15 protein-coding genes are annotated in these 15,351 nt (G+C 70.5%); 4 read left to right on the top strand and 11 right to left on the bottom strand.

Features of this window, described 5'->3' with window-relative positions:
- Nucleotides 1-8 precede the first annotated feature (8 nt).
- Genes PKD89_RS06705 through PKD89_RS06685 form a run of 5 tightly spaced genes read right to left on the bottom strand, consistent with a single transcriptional unit; the run spans nucleotide 9 to nucleotide 5,153 of the window.
- Nucleotides 9-1,331, bottom strand: coding sequence for a DUF58 domain-containing protein (locus PKD89_RS06705; RefSeq protein WP_287379620.1), 1,323 nt, complete (start codon nucleotides 1,329-1,331; stop codon nucleotides 9-11).
- Between the two features lie 49 nt (nucleotides 1,332-1,380).
- On the bottom strand, nucleotides 1,381-2,412 hold the full coding sequence (locus PKD89_RS06700) for an AAA family ATPase (RefSeq protein ID WP_287379621.1): 1,032 nt from the start codon (nucleotides 2,410-2,412) through the stop codon (nucleotides 1,381-1,383).
- The gene (locus PKD89_RS06695; protein ID WP_289011975.1) at nucleotides 2,393-3,529 is read right to left on the bottom strand and encodes a DUF4350 domain-containing protein; all 1,137 of its coding nucleotides are present in this window, start codon (nucleotides 3,527-3,529) and stop codon (nucleotides 2,393-2,395) included. Before PKD89_RS06695 ends, PKD89_RS06700 begins: the two co-directional genes overlap by 20 nt.
- On the bottom strand, nucleotides 3,526-4,224 hold the full coding sequence (locus PKD89_RS06690) for a DUF4129 domain-containing protein (protein ID WP_289011976.1): 699 nt from the start codon (nucleotides 4,222-4,224) through the stop codon (nucleotides 3,526-3,528). Before PKD89_RS06690 ends, PKD89_RS06695 begins: the two co-directional genes overlap by 4 nt.
- On the bottom strand, nucleotides 4,221-5,153 hold the full coding sequence (locus PKD89_RS06685) for a hypothetical protein (protein ID WP_289011977.1): 933 nt from the start codon (nucleotides 5,151-5,153) through the stop codon (nucleotides 4,221-4,223). The genes PKD89_RS06690 and PKD89_RS06685 overlap by 4 nt, the downstream gene beginning before the upstream one ends.
- Before the next feature lie 68 nt (nucleotides 5,154-5,221).
- Between PKD89_RS06685 and PKD89_RS06680 the strand changes: the two genes are divergently transcribed.
- The gene (locus tag PKD89_RS06680; protein ID WP_289011978.1) at nucleotides 5,222-5,671 is read left to right on the top strand and encodes an SRPBCC family protein; all 450 of its coding nucleotides are present in this window, start codon (nucleotides 5,222-5,224) and stop codon (nucleotides 5,669-5,671) included.
- A gap of 77 nt (nucleotides 5,672-5,748) precedes the next feature.
- On the opposite strand, the gene PKD89_RS06675 is transcribed toward PKD89_RS06680, so the two are convergent.
- The 6 genes from PKD89_RS06675 to PKD89_RS06650 form a co-directional block, all read right to left on the bottom strand.
- A complete protein-coding gene (locus PKD89_RS06675; RefSeq protein WP_287379626.1) occupies nucleotides 5,749-6,576 on the bottom strand; it encodes a rhomboid family intramembrane serine protease in 828 nt (275 codons plus the stop codon).
- 84 nt (nucleotides 6,577-6,660) lie between these two features.
- Nucleotides 6,661-7,968 carry a hypothetical protein gene (locus PKD89_RS06670; RefSeq protein WP_287391643.1) on the bottom strand — a complete coding sequence of 436 codons (1,308 nt, stop codon included), beginning with the start codon at nucleotides 7,966-7,968 and terminating at the stop codon, nucleotides 6,661-6,663.
- A complete protein-coding gene (locus PKD89_RS06665; RefSeq protein WP_287379629.1) occupies nucleotides 7,968-8,816 on the bottom strand; it encodes an enoyl-CoA hydratase/isomerase family protein in 849 nt (282 codons plus the stop codon). Before PKD89_RS06665 ends, PKD89_RS06670 begins: the two co-directional genes overlap by 1 nt.
- A gap of 74 nt (nucleotides 8,817-8,890) precedes the next feature.
- On the bottom strand, nucleotides 8,891-10,270 hold the full coding sequence (locus PKD89_RS06660) for an SGNH/GDSL hydrolase family protein (protein WP_289011979.1): 1,380 nt from the start codon (nucleotides 10,268-10,270) through the stop codon (nucleotides 8,891-8,893).
- A 208-nt stretch (nucleotides 10,271-10,478) separates the two neighbouring features.
- Nucleotides 10,479-11,516, bottom strand: coding sequence for a methylmalonyl Co-A mutase-associated GTPase MeaB (meaB, locus tag PKD89_RS06655; protein WP_287391640.1), 1,038 nt, complete (start codon nucleotides 11,514-11,516; stop codon nucleotides 10,479-10,481).
- Nucleotides 11,517-11,634: 118 nt separating this feature from the next.
- Entirely contained in the window at nucleotides 11,635-11,907 is a 273-nt protein-coding gene (locus tag PKD89_RS06650; RefSeq protein ID WP_287379632.1) for a NifU family protein, read from the bottom strand.
- Between the two features lie 190 nt (nucleotides 11,908-12,097).
- Here PKD89_RS06650 and PKD89_RS06645 point away from each other — a divergent pair, with 190 nt between their 5' ends.
- The 3 genes from PKD89_RS06645 to PKD89_RS06635 are packed head-to-tail and all read left to right on the top strand — an operon-like array spanning nucleotide 12,098 to nucleotide 15,183.
- Nucleotides 12,098-13,612, top strand: a complete 1,515-nt coding sequence (locus PKD89_RS06645) for an MFS transporter (protein ID WP_289011980.1) — start codon at nucleotides 12,098-12,100, stop codon at nucleotides 13,610-13,612.
- A 9-nt stretch (nucleotides 13,613-13,621) separates the two neighbouring features.
- Nucleotides 13,622-14,329 (top strand): hypothetical protein, encoded by a 708-nt coding sequence (locus PKD89_RS06640; RefSeq protein WP_289011981.1) that lies wholly within the window; start codon nucleotides 13,622-13,624, stop codon nucleotides 14,327-14,329.
- Nucleotides 14,329-15,183 carry a L,D-transpeptidase gene (locus PKD89_RS06635; RefSeq protein ID WP_289011982.1) on the top strand — a complete coding sequence of 285 codons (855 nt, stop codon included), beginning with the start codon at nucleotides 14,329-14,331 and terminating at the stop codon, nucleotides 15,181-15,183. The genes PKD89_RS06640 and PKD89_RS06635 overlap by 1 nt, the downstream gene beginning before the upstream one ends.
- Nucleotides 15,184-15,351: the final 168 nt, after the last annotated feature.

The raw sequence follows: 15,351 nt of genomic DNA, 5'->3' as shown, positions 1-15,351 counted from the left end.
AGGGCGGGTTACAGCGCGCCTCGGGACTTGAGCCCGAGGTAGGCGTCGGCGAGCCGGCCGGACAGGCGACCGACCGGGGCGTCGACCACCCGGGCACCCAGGGCGCGCAGGCGTCGCGCCGCCCGCTCCCGTTCCGCCAGGGCGGCCAGTGCGGCCGTCTTGCGGTAGGCCTCCTCCAGGTCGGCCGGCTTCTCCTGGGACCAGGCGAGCACCTCGGGGTCCTGAACGCCACCGACGAGCACCAGGTGGGTCCGGGTGATCAGCGGCATCGCCGGGATCAACGCCTCGAGCACCGCTTGCTCGACCAGGTCGGTGAGGACGACGAGCAGCGCTCGACGACGGAACCGGGCAACGGTGGTGGCGAACGCCCCGGCGTAGTCCGACTCGGCCAATGCCGGCTTCAAGGCGTACATCGCCTCGGTCATCCGCATCGCCTGGTCGGTGCGGCCGCTGGCAGCCACCACCGAGCGCACCTCCGTGTCGAAGGTCACCAGGCCGCAGCGGTCCCCCACCCCGGTGGAGACCGCTGCGAGCATCATGGCCGCATCCATCGCGTGTTCGACGCGAGGGACGCCGGCCACCTTTCCGGCCATCACCCGCCCGTTGTCCAACAGGACGACGACGTTCTGGTTGCGTTCTATCCGATAGGTGCGAACGATCGGTTTGCCCATGCGGGCGGTCGCCCGCCAGTCGATGCGTCGAAAGTCGTCGTTGACCCCGTACTCGCGGAGGCTCTCGAAATCGGTACCGGCGCCCAGGCCCTTGGTGGTGCGCAGCCCAAGCTGCTGCGAGCGGGCCTGGTTGATCTTCAGCTCGGCCTCGGCTCGGGATCGGAACGGTGGGTACACCCGCACGTCGCCGGGTAGCTCGACCCGTTCCTGGCGGCTGAGCAGGCCCAACGGGCCCCGCAGGCGCAGCCCGACCGAGCCGAGCTCGAGGCGCCCGCGTCGCACCGGCTCGATCCTGGTGCGTACCTCGACGGTTGCGTTGGCAGCGACCGTCACGGTTGCCCGGCGGTTGGCTGGTCGCAGCGATGGTGGGAGCTCGTCGGACAGGGTGAGGCGCACCCTGCGACGAGCCGGGTTGGTCAGGCGCCACACCAGCGGCACCTCCACACCCTGGGTCACGGTGGCCGGCAGCACCCGGCGGAGCTCGACCCGACTGGGACGCGGGGTGACCAGAAAGTCGGCGACCGCCAGGACCACCACCACCAGGTTGCCGCCGAGCAGGAGGCCGAACGTCGCCCCCGCCGTCGGCGGGGAGACCACCACGACGACCGCAGACAGGGCGGCGAAGGCCAGCGCCAGGCGCCAGGTGGGGACGGGGGTCACGAGCTAGGTCGCTCCTGCGCACGCGTGCTGGACGGTGGAACCCACAGGTTCACCGCGGGGCCGGGACGGCAGCGAGCACCGCGTCGAGGATCCCGTCGGCGGTCGAGCCTTCCAGCTCGAGCTCGGGGCGCACCATGATCCGGTGACGCAACACCGGGCGCGCCACCGCCTTGACCTCGTCCGCGGTGACGAACGGCCGGCCGGACAGCCAGGCCCACGCCTTGGCAGAGGTCATCAGCGCCGCCGCGCCACGAGGCGACACGCCCAGCTGAACCGACGGCTGGTTGCGGGTGGCCCGGGCCAGCGCCACCACGTACGCCATCACCGGTGGTTCGACGGTCACCCTGGCCACCTCCTGGCGCGCCGCCAGCAGGTCGGCCGCAGTGGCCACCGGGCGCACGCCGGCGGCGCGCACGTCATGGGGATCGAGGCCGCGGTGGTGGCGCACCAACACCTCGACCTCCTGCTCCTCGCTCGGGTACCCGACGAGCAACTTCATCAGGAACCGGTCCAGCTGGGCCTCCGGCAACGGGTAGGTGCCCTCGTACTCCACCGGGTTCTGGGTGGCGATGACGATGTGGGGATCGGCGAGTTCGTAGGACGTTCCCTCCACCGAGACCTGGCGTTCCTCCATCGCTTCGAGCAGCGCCGACTGGGTTTTAGGCGGCGTGCGGTTGATCTCGTCGGCGAGGAACAGGTTGGTGAAGATCGGACCGGCCCGAAACTCGAACGAGGCATCATCGGGTTTCAACACCATCTGGCCGGTCACGTCGGCGGGCATCAGGTCCGGGGTGAACTGCACCCGGCTGAAGTCGAGGTCGAGCGCCGCCGCCAGCGTCTTCACCATCAGGGTCTTGGCGACACCCGGCACGCCCTCCAACAGGATGTGACCGCGCACCAACAGCGCTGTGACCAGGCCCGCCAGCGAGCCGTCCTGTCCGACGACCACCTTGGCCACCTCGGAGCGGAGCGCGGCAATCGCCTCGTGAGGGGTTCGTTCGGCGGGCTCGGATCCCGGGGGTGGCCCGGGATGGGACGGAGCCGCGTCGGGGTCGGGGCGATCAGCGGACGGTGGTTCCATGGATCAGTTCTCCTCTGAGGTCTTCAAGATCGTTGGCCAAGCGCACGAGCGCTGCTTCGGAGGTGACCGGCGCGCTGAGCAACACCGCGTCGACCGCGTCGGCGGGCTGGCGCAGGCGCTCGGCGACCGCTCGTGCGACCGCCCGGTCGTCCACCGTGGCATCCAGGCCGAGTTGTCGCCGTGCGGCGAAGAGGATCTGGGACCGCAGCAACGCCGCCGTCCCGGCCGGATCGTGCCGCCGACGCAGCAGCTCCCCCACCGCTTCGGTGTGCTCGGAACCGGCGATCGACACCGGCAGGGGCTCGTCGACGTGTCGGCCGACCCTGCGAGCGCGGGCGATCGCCAGGATCAAGGCGGCAAGACCCAACTGAGCGAGGGCACCCCGTACCCCCGGACCCAGCAGTGCGAACGGGCTCTGGCCCTCGTCGTCGCCGGTCGCAGCCCCAAAAGGCCGCACGACCGCCAGCGAGGACCCCTCGCCCATCTCGGTCATCGCCGCCAGCAGCGGGCCGTTGTCGTTCAGGTTGTCGGCGGTCGGTTCCTCACCGGGCTGGATCCGCTCGCTGAGCGTGGCGTTGGTGAACAGCTCCGGGCCGCCCAGGGTGACGATCCGTCCTGCGCCCACCGGGCTGAGCACCACCTGGGCACCTTCGGGGTACCCGAAGCAGTAACGGTCCGACGGGCCGACCAGAACGGGGCGGCCGGGGTTGCGAGGTTGATCGAGTTCCTGCAGCTCGGCGATGGTGCAGCCGGGCTCCGCCGCCGGCGCCAACGGCTCGTAGTCGCCCTCCTCGGCCCCGATCCGCTTCGACGGCATGCCGAGAACGACGCTGGCCCCCGACGATGCCGCCGCCTCCCAGCGCGCCGCCATGTCGGCGTCGGCTGCGCGAGCGGTGGGCACGAGGATGGCGTCGTACCCGTCGACCGGATCCTCGGCGTCGATCACGGCGACCCGTGTGCCCAGCGCTTCGGCCAGGTCGACGGCGATCGACAGGCCGCCGGGCCCGGTGGTGTCCGGGTCGTAGGCATCACCGTCGGCGGCCTGACCCCCGGCGATGACGACCACGAGTACCAGGGCCACCACGCCGACGAGCATGCCGACACCGCGACGGCTCACAGCTCGACCACCTCGGCCGGGCGGTCCTCGTCCATCGGGGAGGGCGCCCTTCCGGCCGCGATGGCGGCTGCGGTCACGGTTGCACCGCAACTGCCGGCCTGCTCGACGATGGAACGGTCAACGTCGACCGCGCCGAACCAGGCGGCTTCAAAGCTCGTCGTCAACGCTGCGAAGTCATCGGCAACGTCGGCCAGGCCGGCGCTCACGTCGCCACGCAGTTCGCCGGTGGTGCGCGCCCGGCTTCGCGGGACCCGGTTGCGGGCCACCAACTCGGCGACGGTCTGGCGATACGTCGCCAGCAGCGCTTCGCGGTACCGGCGCTCGGCCAGCAACGCCTCGACCTCGGACGCCAGGGCGTCGGGATCGTCGAGTTCCTCGGTGACGATCGTCGGGCCGTCCTCGTCGATCCGATCCCTTTCCGGCAGCGACACCCAACGGCGCACCGCCAGAACGATCAGGGCGATCAACACCACGACGAGCACCCCGATAATGACGTAGCCGACCGCGCTGATTCCGCCGGAGGCCACGTTGGGGTTGTTGACGCTCGGCGACGGCATCCGATCGCCGAGCCAGTCGAAGAACCGTCGAAACGGATCGAGCGCCCGGTCGAGCAGCGACCGTTCGGGAAGCACGCCGGCCAAGGCCTCGCGCACCTCACCTGCGGACGGCGGCGGACCATCGCCGAGCACGCTCACGATGCGGTCCCGTTTGGTGGCGGAAACTCATCGGCCATGCGTGACAGCAGGTCCCAACCCTCACGCCGGCAGCGGAGGTCGACGTAGGTGGTGAGTGCGATCGAAACCGCCACCGTGCTGGCCGCCGCTGTCGCCAGCAGGCCGGCGGCCGCCTTGGGTATCCATTCCCAACCGGTCGGTAGCGTGGTGCCCGCCAACAACTCGACGATGAGATCGACCACGTTGGGCGGCACCGCTGAGAGCAGGGCGGTCAGCAACGTGGAGGCCACGACGACCCCCAAGATGGCAAAGAACCGGGTCTGGGTGAGCGACGCCGACCGGGTGAACCCTCGGAAGCCCGCGTCCTCGACGCCGATCACAGGCCCGATCACCAACAACAGCGTCATCGGGACGAGCACCCCGACACCGCACGCGAGTAACCCGAACCCCAGGGCAACCAGGTGCAACGCCCACGCGCCCGCCCCGCCCCCGAGGCGTCGAAGCGTGCCATCGAGCAGCATTCGCACCGACACCGGCTCACCGGCCAGACGAGCCCGCAACAACAGCCCGGCGTAGATGCCCAACGCCAGGGTGCCCAGCGACAGCCACAGCGATGCGGCGACCGAACCGAGCGCCGACCACCCCGACCCGACGCCGGTGCCGGTCGGATCGTTGTTCAGATCGGCGCTCAGAACGGTGAACATCGTCGCTTGGCGCGCCACCACCTGTGCGAGCAGCGACGGCGGCAACACCAGCACGACGGCCCCGAGAAGCATCGCCGACAGCTCGAGACGAAGAAACCCGAACGCACCGTCCAGCTTCTGGACGAAGTTCATCGGTCCGACGACGAAGCCGACGGTCGTCGGCTCGGAGCCGGTCCGGGGAGGCGCTGCGGACGCGACCCGGCCCGCTTCGGCACTCGTGTCGGTGGTCGGGACCGGAGCGTTCACGCCGTCCAAGTATGGCCGCTGGTCACGACGTTCTCGTCCACCAGGATCACGGCGGTACCTTGCCCGGCATGGGAAGCATCGAACTCAGCGTTGACGTCGCCGCCGACGCACGGACAACGTGGGCCGTGCTGGCCGATGTCGGACACCACCACCGCTGGATGGAGGACGCGGTCTCGATCCGCTTCGAGGGCGAGCAGCGCCGAGGTGAGGGCACCGTGTTCTTCGCCGACACCCGCGTCGGCCCGCTGCGCACCACCGACCGCATGATCATCACCGCCTGGACCGACGAGCGCGAGATGTCGGTCCGCCACGAGGGAGCGGTCACGGGCGAAGGCACCTTCACCCTCGAGCCTCGGGCCGACGGCGGCACGAGGGTGTTATGGCGCGAACGGCTGAACTTCCCGTGGTGGTTCGCCGGGCGTCTGGGTGAGGTGGTGGCCAAGCCGATCCTGGTGTGGGTGTGGCGACGCAACCTGACCAACCTGGCCCGCCTGGTCGACGCCGGCCCCGCCGAGTAAGCGAGACGAAGCCACGAACTTGGGTGGATCATGATCCACCAGGTGAACCAAAGTCCACCCAAGTCGGCGGGCAAGGGCTAGATCGCGCCTACCTTCGCCGACGCTGAGGCGATGGTCAGGCCGAAGAGCAGCACCGCACCGGCGCCGACGATCGCCACCCGGGCGGCGCGTGGCAGGTCGGCCCGGGGGGCGGCGAACAGCACACCGCCGGCGAGGATGCCGGCGGCGAAGCCGCCGAGGTGACCGCCGACGGAGATCGAGCTGCGGAACGCGAACGTGATGATCAGGTTGAGCATCACCAGGCCGCCCAGCCCCGAACTCCACAGGTTGGTGCGCTGGGTGATCTGCAATACGACCAGCGCGCCCATCAACCCGAAACCGGCCCCCGAGGCGCCGACGGTGATGCCGAGCGGGTTGGACAGCCAGACGACGCCCAGAGCGCCGCCCATCAGCGAAGCCGAGTACAGCGCAACAAACCCGGCTTTGCCCAGCCGTTGCTCCAGCGCCGAACCAAACACCCAGATGAACAACATGTTCATGCCCAGGTGGAACACCCCGTCGTGCAGAAAGGCGCCGGTGATGACCCGCCACCACTCGCCCGCCGCCACCGCCATCGTGGCGTCGCCGAAGCGCAACCAGGCATCGGTGCCGCGGGCGTTGCCCGAGAAGATCACCGAGGCGACGAAGGCGGCGACGTTGAGCCCGATGATCACCTTGGTGGCAACGGGGTCGCCCGCCCGACGCACGGGCACCGTGCGCTGGGCTCCGCTCTTCAGGCAGTCCGGGCAATGGAAGCCGACCGAGGCCGACGTCATGCACGAGGGACAGATCGGTTTGTCGCAGCGTTGGCAGGCGACGGCGGCGGCCCGGTCCGGGTGCCGGGTGCAGGTGGCGGTTGCTTCCATGGGTCGCTCCAGCTTGGCGCAACGCCGCTCCCGGCGCCCGTCGGCAGCAACACCGAGCTGAGAGCCGTGCCGGGAAGACCGGCGCTATCTACCCCAGGGGGATTCGTGGGTTTCGGGCATCACCCGGGTCAGCTGGTGTTCCAGCTCGAAAATCCTCAGCAGCGCATCCCGGGCCTCGCCGCTGCTCGGGAGCAGACGGTGCACCTCGTCCACCGAGGTGTAGCCCGCGATCAGGTGGCTGGCCGCCCTGTCCTCCCACGCCTCGGCCAACACTTCAAGCTCGCGGTCGCGCTCGGGATCGTCCTCCAGGTAGTGCTCGGTCATCTCCCGGGCCGCCCACCCCAGCGACACGGCCAACCGGGCCAGGTCCCGCAGCGGCGAGATCGGCTGGCGCAGCTCGTCATAGGGGCGCCCGTCGCCCTCGAAGTTGTGGGGGATCCAACCGCTCGTGGTGCGGCCCATGTTGCCCAGGTGGAGGGCGCCGTGGGTGCGGATGGCGCGACCCAGATCGTCAGCGCCCCGCAGGCGAGCGAGCACGCCCTCCAGCCGGTCGAAGCGGATGCGCCCCGAGCCGAGGCGATACAACGGGGCCAACAGCAGCTCGGCCCAGGCGGCACCGTCGGCCGGCTCGCTGTCGAGCGCCACCGCCAGTGACACGTGCAGCTCGGCTGCGCCCACGCCGATCTGTTCCACCTCGGCTGCGGCGTCGTGGCGGGCCTGGCGGGGCGGGACCCGCAGGTCGAAGAGCTCCTTGAGGCTCTTGGTCGCCAAGTCGAGGCCGTCCATGCGGCTGCGCAGGGCAGGCCGGAGGGTCATGGCCACCTGCCCGCGACGGGTGACCTGATCGACGATCGGCGAGATTCGACCGACCTCGGCCTGGGCCATCGCCGCCGGCAGCTCGATGTCCGGGTTGGGCAGATCGCTCACCTGGCGGTGTGCCTTGAGCTCCCAGCGACCATCGATGAGCACCGTGGGCGAGATGCCGCCCCATGGGCCGATCTTCAGTGCATCCGGGGCGACGGCAACATCGATCACCTCGGGCATCAAGGCCCGCGCCACGCTGAGCGCGCCGGCTCGCCAGGCCATCGCCTCGAAAAGAACCAGCGGTCGACCGTCGAGCTCGATCTCCCCGATGACGGCATCAGGGTCGATGCCGGGCGGCAGCTCGGCGCGTACCGCAACGACCAACCGGAGAAGATCGCTGACATCCCCGGCGAACATGGCGCGGACATCGACCCACCCCACCGTCGGATCGCGCACGATCGATTCGGTGTCGAGCACCTCCACGCCCAGCAGGGTTGCCGCCGAGCGCGACAACCAAGCCTGGCGGCGCAGCCAGGTCGGCAGCACGCGTGCGAGCCCGGATGCGAACCCGGTGTCGACCACGGGCATCAGCGACCGCTGAACGCGGCCTTGCCGGGCCCGTGTCGTCGGAAGGACCCCACGCCGACGGCGGCGTCGTCGGTTTCGAAGACGTCGACGAAGGCCTGCTCCTCCACATCGAGGCCGGCATCCAGGCTGCCCTGTCCGCCATCGTTGATCGCCGCCTTGGCCAGCGCCATGGCCCGCCGGGGCCCGCCCGCCAGCTCGCTTGCCAGCTCCATGGTCCGCTCCCGCAACCGGTCGTGGGCCACCACCTCGTCGACCAACCCGATCCGGTGGGCTTCGGCGGCATCGACCTGGCGCCCGGTGAAGATGAGGTCCTTGGCCCGAGACGGGCCGATCAGACGGGTCAGGCGCTGGGTGCCGCCACCGCCCGGGATGATGCCAAGCAGGATCTCGGGCTGGCCGAATACCGCCCGGTCGGACGCGATCCTCAGGTCGGCGGCCAGCGCCAGCTCGCAGCCACCGCCCAGCGCATAGCCCGACACCTCGGCGATGACGGGGCAACCGAGGGACTCCAGGGCCTGGCCCGCACGACGGAACGAGCGGGCGATGGCCCGCACGGCGTCGCCATCGACCAGCGTGTCGGCACCGCTCGACCTCGCATCGTTCTCGCCGGACTCGTCGCCGGCGGCAGCGACAAACTGATCGATGTCGGCGCCGGCGGCAAACAGCTTGGGTCCGCCGGTCAGCACGACCGCCCCTGGCGGGTCCTGCGCCCACTCGGCGGCGGCGTCAGCCACGGCGTCGAGCACCCGGTTGGACAAAGCGTTGACCTTGCCGTTCCGCAAGGTGGCGATCACCACGTCGTCGTCGGTGCGCACCACCTCGAGGGGAACGTCGTCCGCTTGGGACATGTCATGGGCTCCTGAACTCGGGGACCCCGGAAAGCTACTCCCCCGGTGGGCTCGGGCGGCCACCCGGTCACTCTCTACCGTCGGTCACCACGCCCACCGAATCGGGCGAGTCGACGCCGATTGAGCACAACCAGCCCCGCGCCGACGCCGAACAGCACCGCTCCAACGATCAGAAATCCACGAGGTTCTGCACCGGTGCTCGCCAGCCCCGACCGGCCGGACTGGCCAGGCGTCGACTGATCCAAGCCGCCCGACGCGCCGCCCGGGTACGACTGACCGACTGCGCCCTGGGTGTTGGCCGCCGCGACCGGCTCGGCAACCACGATGGGAACAGGAGGAGGAGTCGGCGTGGCGGTCGGCCGTACAACGACCGCTCCGGTCACCGTTGGCCGGGTGGACGTCTTCTGTGGCACCAGCGACGGGGGCGGTGTCTGCACCGGCGCCGAGCCCGGGCCGGGGAGGCTGGGCGTCGTTGTCGCCTTCGGCACCTCGGGACCGGTGTCGGCTGTGCCGGGCGGCGCGGTGCCTGGCGGCAGGGTCGTACTCGGCGGCGCCGTCGTCGTGGTCGAGGTGGTGGCCACAGCCGCTTCGCACCGCTCGGTCAGCTCGGCATCGATCGCCTCGGAGACCAGCCCACCCATGGCGATCATGGCGGTGTCGGTGAGGTGGTACAGGGTGTAGACGGACACCCACGGGTCGCTTGAGCACGCGTCGTGGCCGATGCTGGGCGTGTAGGTATCCACGTAGTGCACTCGGGCGCCGGCCGCGTCGACCCGCAACTCGATCTCGGCATTGAGCGCCGCCTGCACCTGCCGCAGATCATTCCGCTCGGCGTCGGAGATGAACAACGAGGTCGGCTCGCAACTCTGCTCCCACGTCGATCCGGTCGGGGTGGCAGGAAGCAGGTCGGGGTAGCCGAGTACGAAGATGTCGGCGTTCGGGGCATGGGCGGCCGAATCCTCCATCGCCTGCTGGATGCTGTCGCCGACCGACCCGGCGATTTTGGCCGTCAGCTTGGGCATGCCCGGGCCGCCGTAGGCGTCGCGGCAGTCATCCATCAGTGCACAGATGGCGAGGATGCTGGTGAACCCCAGGTCGTTGCCGCCAATGGTGAAGGTGACCACGTCGGTGGTGTCCGACAACGCATCAAACTGCGGCGGGCTGGAGTCATTCTTGGCGGTGGAGAAGTGCTCGGTCTTGGCCCCGGAACAGCTGACGTCGGTGAAGCTGCCGAAACCCTGATCCTGCTGGATGCGGTTCGGGTAGTTGTAGCCGGTTGAACGGTTGCACTCGCCGGTGGCGTCGGGGAGGCCAACGCCGCTGCTGTAGGAGTCGCCCATCGCCACATACTCCAACGTGGCGGTCGGGTTGCACGGCGCGGCCGCAGCGCCGACGACCAGGCCGAACACGACGACGAGGGCGCCCAGGCCCATCGCACCCAGGCTGCTCAGCATCCGCCACCGCCCGGTTGGCCTCGAACGTCGCGCCGCATCGCTCATGCCGTTCGGTCCCCTCTTCGCGCTCGGCCCTGGTCGACCAGCCTTCGATTCCAACGTCAGTGTGACACCTGTTGCACCCGGCGACAGCGACAAATTGCAACCGGTGAGATTCCTCACTTCCGCCCTTCCCCCTCTCCCCCGCCCTCGGTGAGCGAGTGTTCGGTCAGTCTGGCCGCTCCAGTTCGGCAGGCAGCCGTTCGAGCAGTCGGTCCGCCGCACTCCACGGGTCGGTATAGGCACCTTCGACCTCGGTGCGCAGCGAGGCCCCCCACTCGGTGCGGAGCAGGCGGTCGAGGGCCGCTCCCACCCGACCGGCGGCCACCTCACGCAGGCGTTGGGAGCGGTTCGCCGCCCGGCGCCGGGCCAGCTCTCCGGTCGCCCGCTGGTGGGCGGCGTGGGCGTCGATCGCGTCGACCAACTCGGCCACCCCCTCACCGGTCGTGCCGACGGTGGATACGACGGGCGCCCGCCAGATCGGCTGTGGTTCGGCTCCAGGGCCGTCGTGCTCGTCCGGCCGGGACATCATGCCGGAGATGTTCAGCATCGACTCCAGATCGGTCACCGTTTGGCGGGCGCCATCGCGGTCGGACTTGTTGACGACGAACACGTCGGCGATCTCCATCAGCCCCGCCTTGTTGGCCTGGATGGCATCGCCCCACCCCGGGTTGACCACGACGACGGTCGTGTCGGCGGCGTCGACGATGTCGGTCTCCACCTGACCGACCCCAACGGTCTCGACGACGACCCAATCACGCCCGGTCGCCCCCAGGACGGCGACGGCATCGTTGGTTGCCCCGGCGAGCCCACCGAGGTTGCCCCGGGTCGCCATCGACCGGATGTACACGTCGTCGTCGCCGGCGACGTCGCCCATCCGCACCCGATCCCCCAGGATGGCGCCACCGGAGAACGGACTGGACGGATCGATGGCGAGCACCGCCACCGACCGGTCGCGCCGGAGCAGCTCGCCGCACAGCGAGGCGCTCAGCGTCGACTTGCCCGCGCCGGGCGCGCCGGTGATGCCCACGGTGAAGGCCTGCTCCGGTGCCCCGTCGCCTCTGCCCTGGACCCAGGTGGCCCGGATGAGCGCCGCACCGCTGGGCCCACCCCGCTCGACGATCGACAGGGCTCGGGCGAGCGCCCGGCGGTCGCCGTCGCCGGCCCGCTGCAGCAGTTCGTCGGGGTTGGTCGGCAGTGGGGCCATGATCAGCGGTCCTGGGGCTCTGGGTTGGTCGGGGCGAAGGAGATGAGGGGGCCCGGGTCTCCCAGGCTGCTCAGACCGTCCAGGCAGGTCAAGACCGGGGGTCGGTCGGGCGTGCGCCTCACAGGGTGACGGCGGTGCCGCAGTCCTCGGCCGGCACCCCACACCCGCCCACCAACTCGACCGCGCGAACCTCCGGCACCCGATCGGCGAGGATCCGCTCGATGCCCCCGGAGCGGGCGTCAGGCTGGCCCGAGCATCCTGCGCAGGTTCCGCTCAGCTCCAACTGGACGACACCGGTGGTTTCGTCGACCGACACCAGCCGCAGGTCGCCACCGTCGGCCTGGATTGCCGGTCGAAGCACTCCGATCGTCGCTTCGACCGCTTGTCTCATCGCACTCCAGGAGGTTCGCCTGCCCCGCCGAGAACATCGACAGGAGCCTCGGGCAGCGATCGACGCCGACCGCCAACTCGTGCCAACCTACCGCGGCGAACCGCCGCCCTCGGCCGTGCTCAGCTCGCTCCCCCGCCCCGGTCCCCGACGACAGCGCAGCCATGTGAAAAGCCTCACGACGACCCGAACGATGTCAGCCGAAGACGCCGAGGCGTGGGCGGCGCCGCGCGACGATCTGATGGTGCTCGAGGAGGTGGCCCCGGACGGAACGCTCCGCGACGCCGAGGGCGCCTGGGAGCACTGGAACCGCAGCGTCACGATCCGGCCCACACACGATGACGACCGGGTCGAGCTCACCGAACGGGTGGACTTCACCCCGGCAATCCCGGTCTTCGGCCCGGCCTTCGCCCTCCTGATCGCGTCGAGCTTGCGCAAGGGGCCGCTGCGCCACGGAAAGGTGCCCTGGTGGAGCCCACCGGCGCGCATGGACACCGAGTCGATCGCCGCGCTCACCTCGGCCTGCCTGATCGGCATGTGCGCCGGGTTCCTCTCGACGGTGGTCACCCGGGTGCTCACCTTCGCCGCCGACGATTTCGGAGTCGCAACGGCCGGCCCGCAGTCCGCCGCCCTTGCCGTCATCCGCAGCGGGGTGGTCCTCACCCTGATCGTGTTGGCGCTGGCCGACCGCCAGGGCCGACGGCGCCTGGCGCTCGCCTCGTTGTGGGTGGCGGCAGGCGCCTGCGTGCTCACCGCCTTCAGCCCGGGCCTCGGGGCCTTCACCGGAGCCCAGGTGCTGACCCGCAACCTGTCCGGCGCCGCAGTGCTCCTTGCCAACGTGCTCGTCGCTGAGGAGGTTCCCAGCCGGGTTCGGGCCTACTCGGTCGGGCTGCAGTCGATGTCCTTTGCCCTCGGCGCCGGCGTGGTGCTGTTGTTGTTGCCGTTGGCCGACCTGGGCCTCTGGGGTTGGCGGCTGGTGTGCGGTGGCGCGGTGCTGCTCGTGCCCCTTGTCGTCGCCGTTGCCCGCCACCTCCCGGAGTCGAAGCGTTTCGAGCGCACCCACGACCGGCCCGACAGCGTGACGGCCGAGCGCTTCTCCATGCGACGCCTGTGGATCCTGGTGGCGCTCGGGCTGGCGATCAACGTGTTCGCTGCGCCCGCCAGCCAGCTGCAGGCCGACTACCTCAGGACGGACCGGGGGTACTCGGCCTTGTGGGTCACCCTGTTCATTGTCGCCACCAACACGCCGGCAGGGCTCGGGGTGGTGCTCGGCGGCCGCTGGGGCGACTCCTGGGGCCGGAAACCCGTGGCAGCGATCGGCATGGTCGGCTTTGCGGGCACAGCGGTGATGTTCATGGTCTCGGGTGCGCCGATGTGGTTCGCCTCGCTGGCCTCGGCGGTGGTCGGCGGGCTCTCGGTGGCGACGATCGGCGTGTACGGGCCGGAGATGTTCCCGACCGCCCGGCGGGGGTTCGCCAACGGCCTTCTGTCCGCAGCGGCGTTGGCCGGCGGGTTGGTCGGGTTGCTGGTCGCCGGCCAGCTCGCCGACGCCTGGGGGTACGGGCCGGCGTTCGCGTTGCTGGCGATCGGGCCGCTCGTCGCAGCGGTCATCGTCGTGATGCTGCTGCCCGAGACCGCCGGCGTGTCGCTCGAGGAGCTCAACCGCGACGACCGCAGCCCCCGACCATCGCCGAAGCGCCCGGGTTAGCTTGGCCCTATGAGCGAGACCTTTGACCTGGCCTTTCACTGGGACCCGATGTGCCCCTTTGCCTGGCTGACGTCGCTGTGGATGGACCAGGTGATCGAGCAGCGGGGCCTCAACGTCGATTGGCGCTTCATTTCCCTGCGGATCCTCAATGCCGACGTCGACTACGAGACGGAGTTTCCCCCCGAGTACATCGAGGGTCATGGCGCGGGATTGCGCCTGCTGCGGGTGGCCGCCGCCGTGCGCGACGCCGAGGGGCCGGCCCCGATGCGGCCGTTGTACAAGGCGATGAGCGCGCCGCTGTTCGAGTGTCCGCCGCCGACGGACAACAGGACGATCCCGCCCGCGGCCGAGCCCGACCGGGTGAGGGCCCTGCTCACCGCGTGCGGCCTGTCGCCCGACTACGCCGATGCGCTCTCCGACGACCGCTGGGACGCACTCGTCGAGGCGGATACCGAACAGGCGCTGGCCGCCACGGGTCGGGACGTCGGCACCCCGATCATCCGCTACCGGCCACCGGATGGGCCCGCCTTCTTCGGCCCGGTCATCAGCCGGGTGCCCGACGACGACGAGGCCGGTCCGCTGTGGGATGCCGTGTTGTACCTGGCCGGGTTCCCGGGCTTTGCCGAGCTCAAGCGCAGCCTGCGCGAACGCCCGCAGCTGCCGGTGTATGCACCGGCGCCTGAGGAGCCAGGCGACGGCGACGGTCGCACCGGGTGATGGGCTGGCGTTCGGGCCTCCACGCCAGCGGCCTGCGTGCAGTCGACCGTCGCTCGGTCGGCATCCGCTTGGTCGGCATCCGCCCGGTCGGGTTGACGGCCCTCGTGGTGCTGGCGTTCGTCGTGGCCGCTTGCGCCGGTGACGATTCCGGGCGGGACGCCGCAGGGCCGGCGGGCACCAACGACCGGGTCGAGAGCGTCTCGGCGGGCGCCGCCGCATCCGGCCTTCCCAGCTGGCGCAGCTACGTCGCCACCGGCGGGGACTCGCTGGCTGCGATCGACGTGTTCGAGTCGCCCGGCGGCCAGCCGCTGGCGGCGGTGCCCAACCGCCCTGCCGAGGGCCTCCCGGCCGTGTTCCTTGTGCGCCAACTCGATGTGGCCGACACCGAGGACGGCGGCTGGTATGAGGTGTGGCTGCCGGTGCGACCCAACGGTAGCCACGGCTTCATCCGGGCCGGCGATGTCTCGCTGAGCTACCACGATTACCAACTGCGGGTGAAGCTCTCCGATCACGAGGTGGAGCTGTACACCGCCGGCGTTCGCACCGATACGTTCCCGGTCGGGGTCGGGGAGGACCGCACGCCCACCCCGGGCGGCACGTTCTACACCAAGGAGCTACTCAAGCCGACCAATCGTGGCGGGCCCTACGGCACCTATGCCTACGGGCTATCCGGCTTCTCCAACACGCTGACCGACTTCGCCGGGGGCGACGGGGTGGTCGGGCTGCACGGCACCGATCAGCCCGACTCGGTCGGCCGCGACGTCTCAGCCGGGTGCATCCGCATGCGCAACGACGACATCGAGCAGTTGGTGGAGCGCCTGCCCCTCGGCGTACCGGTCGAGATCATCGCCTGACACGGTTCGGCACCACCCCGCTGCTCTCACCCAGCCAACTCACAACTCGGCACCACCCCGCAACTCGGGAGCCCACACGACCGCCAGACCGACCGCTGCACTCCCCAGTTCGGCACCACCCCGCAACTCGGGAGCCCAGCCGACCGCCAGACCGACCGCTGCACTCCC

This window comes from Candidatus Neomicrothrix sp., assembly GCF_035329545.1.
GTDB classification, from domain to species: Bacteria; Actinomycetota; Acidimicrobiia; order Acidimicrobiales; family Microtrichaceae; genus Microthrix; species Microthrix subdominans.
Note: the sequence above shows the minus strand (reverse complement) of the source record. Positions and strands in the feature narration are given on the sequence as shown.

Bases quoted from the DNA above. Each gene is read 5' to 3' on its own strand.
- PKD89_RS06700 (WP_287379621.1), bottom strand. From the start codon at position 2,412: ATGGAACCACCGTCCGCTGATCGCCCCGACCCCGACGCGGCTCCGTCC.
- PKD89_RS06680 (WP_289011978.1), top strand. From the start codon at position 5,222: ATGGGAAGCATCGAACTCAGCGTTGACGTCGCCGCCGACGCACGGACA.
- PKD89_RS06675 (WP_287379626.1), bottom strand. From the start codon at position 6,576: ATGGAAGCAACCGCCACCTGCACCCGGCACCCGGACCGGGCCGCCGCC.
- PKD89_RS06670 (WP_287391643.1), bottom strand. From the start codon at position 7,968: ATGCCCGTGGTCGACACCGGGTTCGCATCCGGGCTCGCACGCGTGCTG.
- PKD89_RS06665 (WP_287379629.1), bottom strand. From the start codon at position 8,816: ATGTCCCAAGCGGACGACGTTCCCCTCGAGGTGGTGCGCACCGACGAC.
- PKD89_RS06660 (WP_289011979.1), bottom strand. From the start codon at position 10,270: ATGCTGAGCAGCCTGGGTGCGATGGGCCTGGGCGCCCTCGTCGTCGTG.
- meaB (WP_287391640.1), bottom strand. From the start codon at position 11,516: ATGGCCCCACTGCCGACCAACCCCGACGAACTGCTGCAGCGGGCCGGC.
- PKD89_RS06650 (WP_287379632.1), bottom strand. From the start codon at position 11,907: ATGAGACAAGCGGTCGAAGCGACGATCGGAGTGCTTCGACCGGCAATC.
- PKD89_RS06645 (WP_289011980.1), top strand. From the start codon at position 12,098: ATGTCAGCCGAAGACGCCGAGGCGTGGGCGGCGCCGCGCGACGATCTG.
- PKD89_RS06640 (WP_289011981.1), top strand. From the start codon at position 13,622: ATGAGCGAGACCTTTGACCTGGCCTTTCACTGGGACCCGATGTGCCCC.
- PKD89_RS06635 (WP_289011982.1), top strand. From the start codon at position 14,329: ATGGGCTGGCGTTCGGGCCTCCACGCCAGCGGCCTGCGTGCAGTCGAC.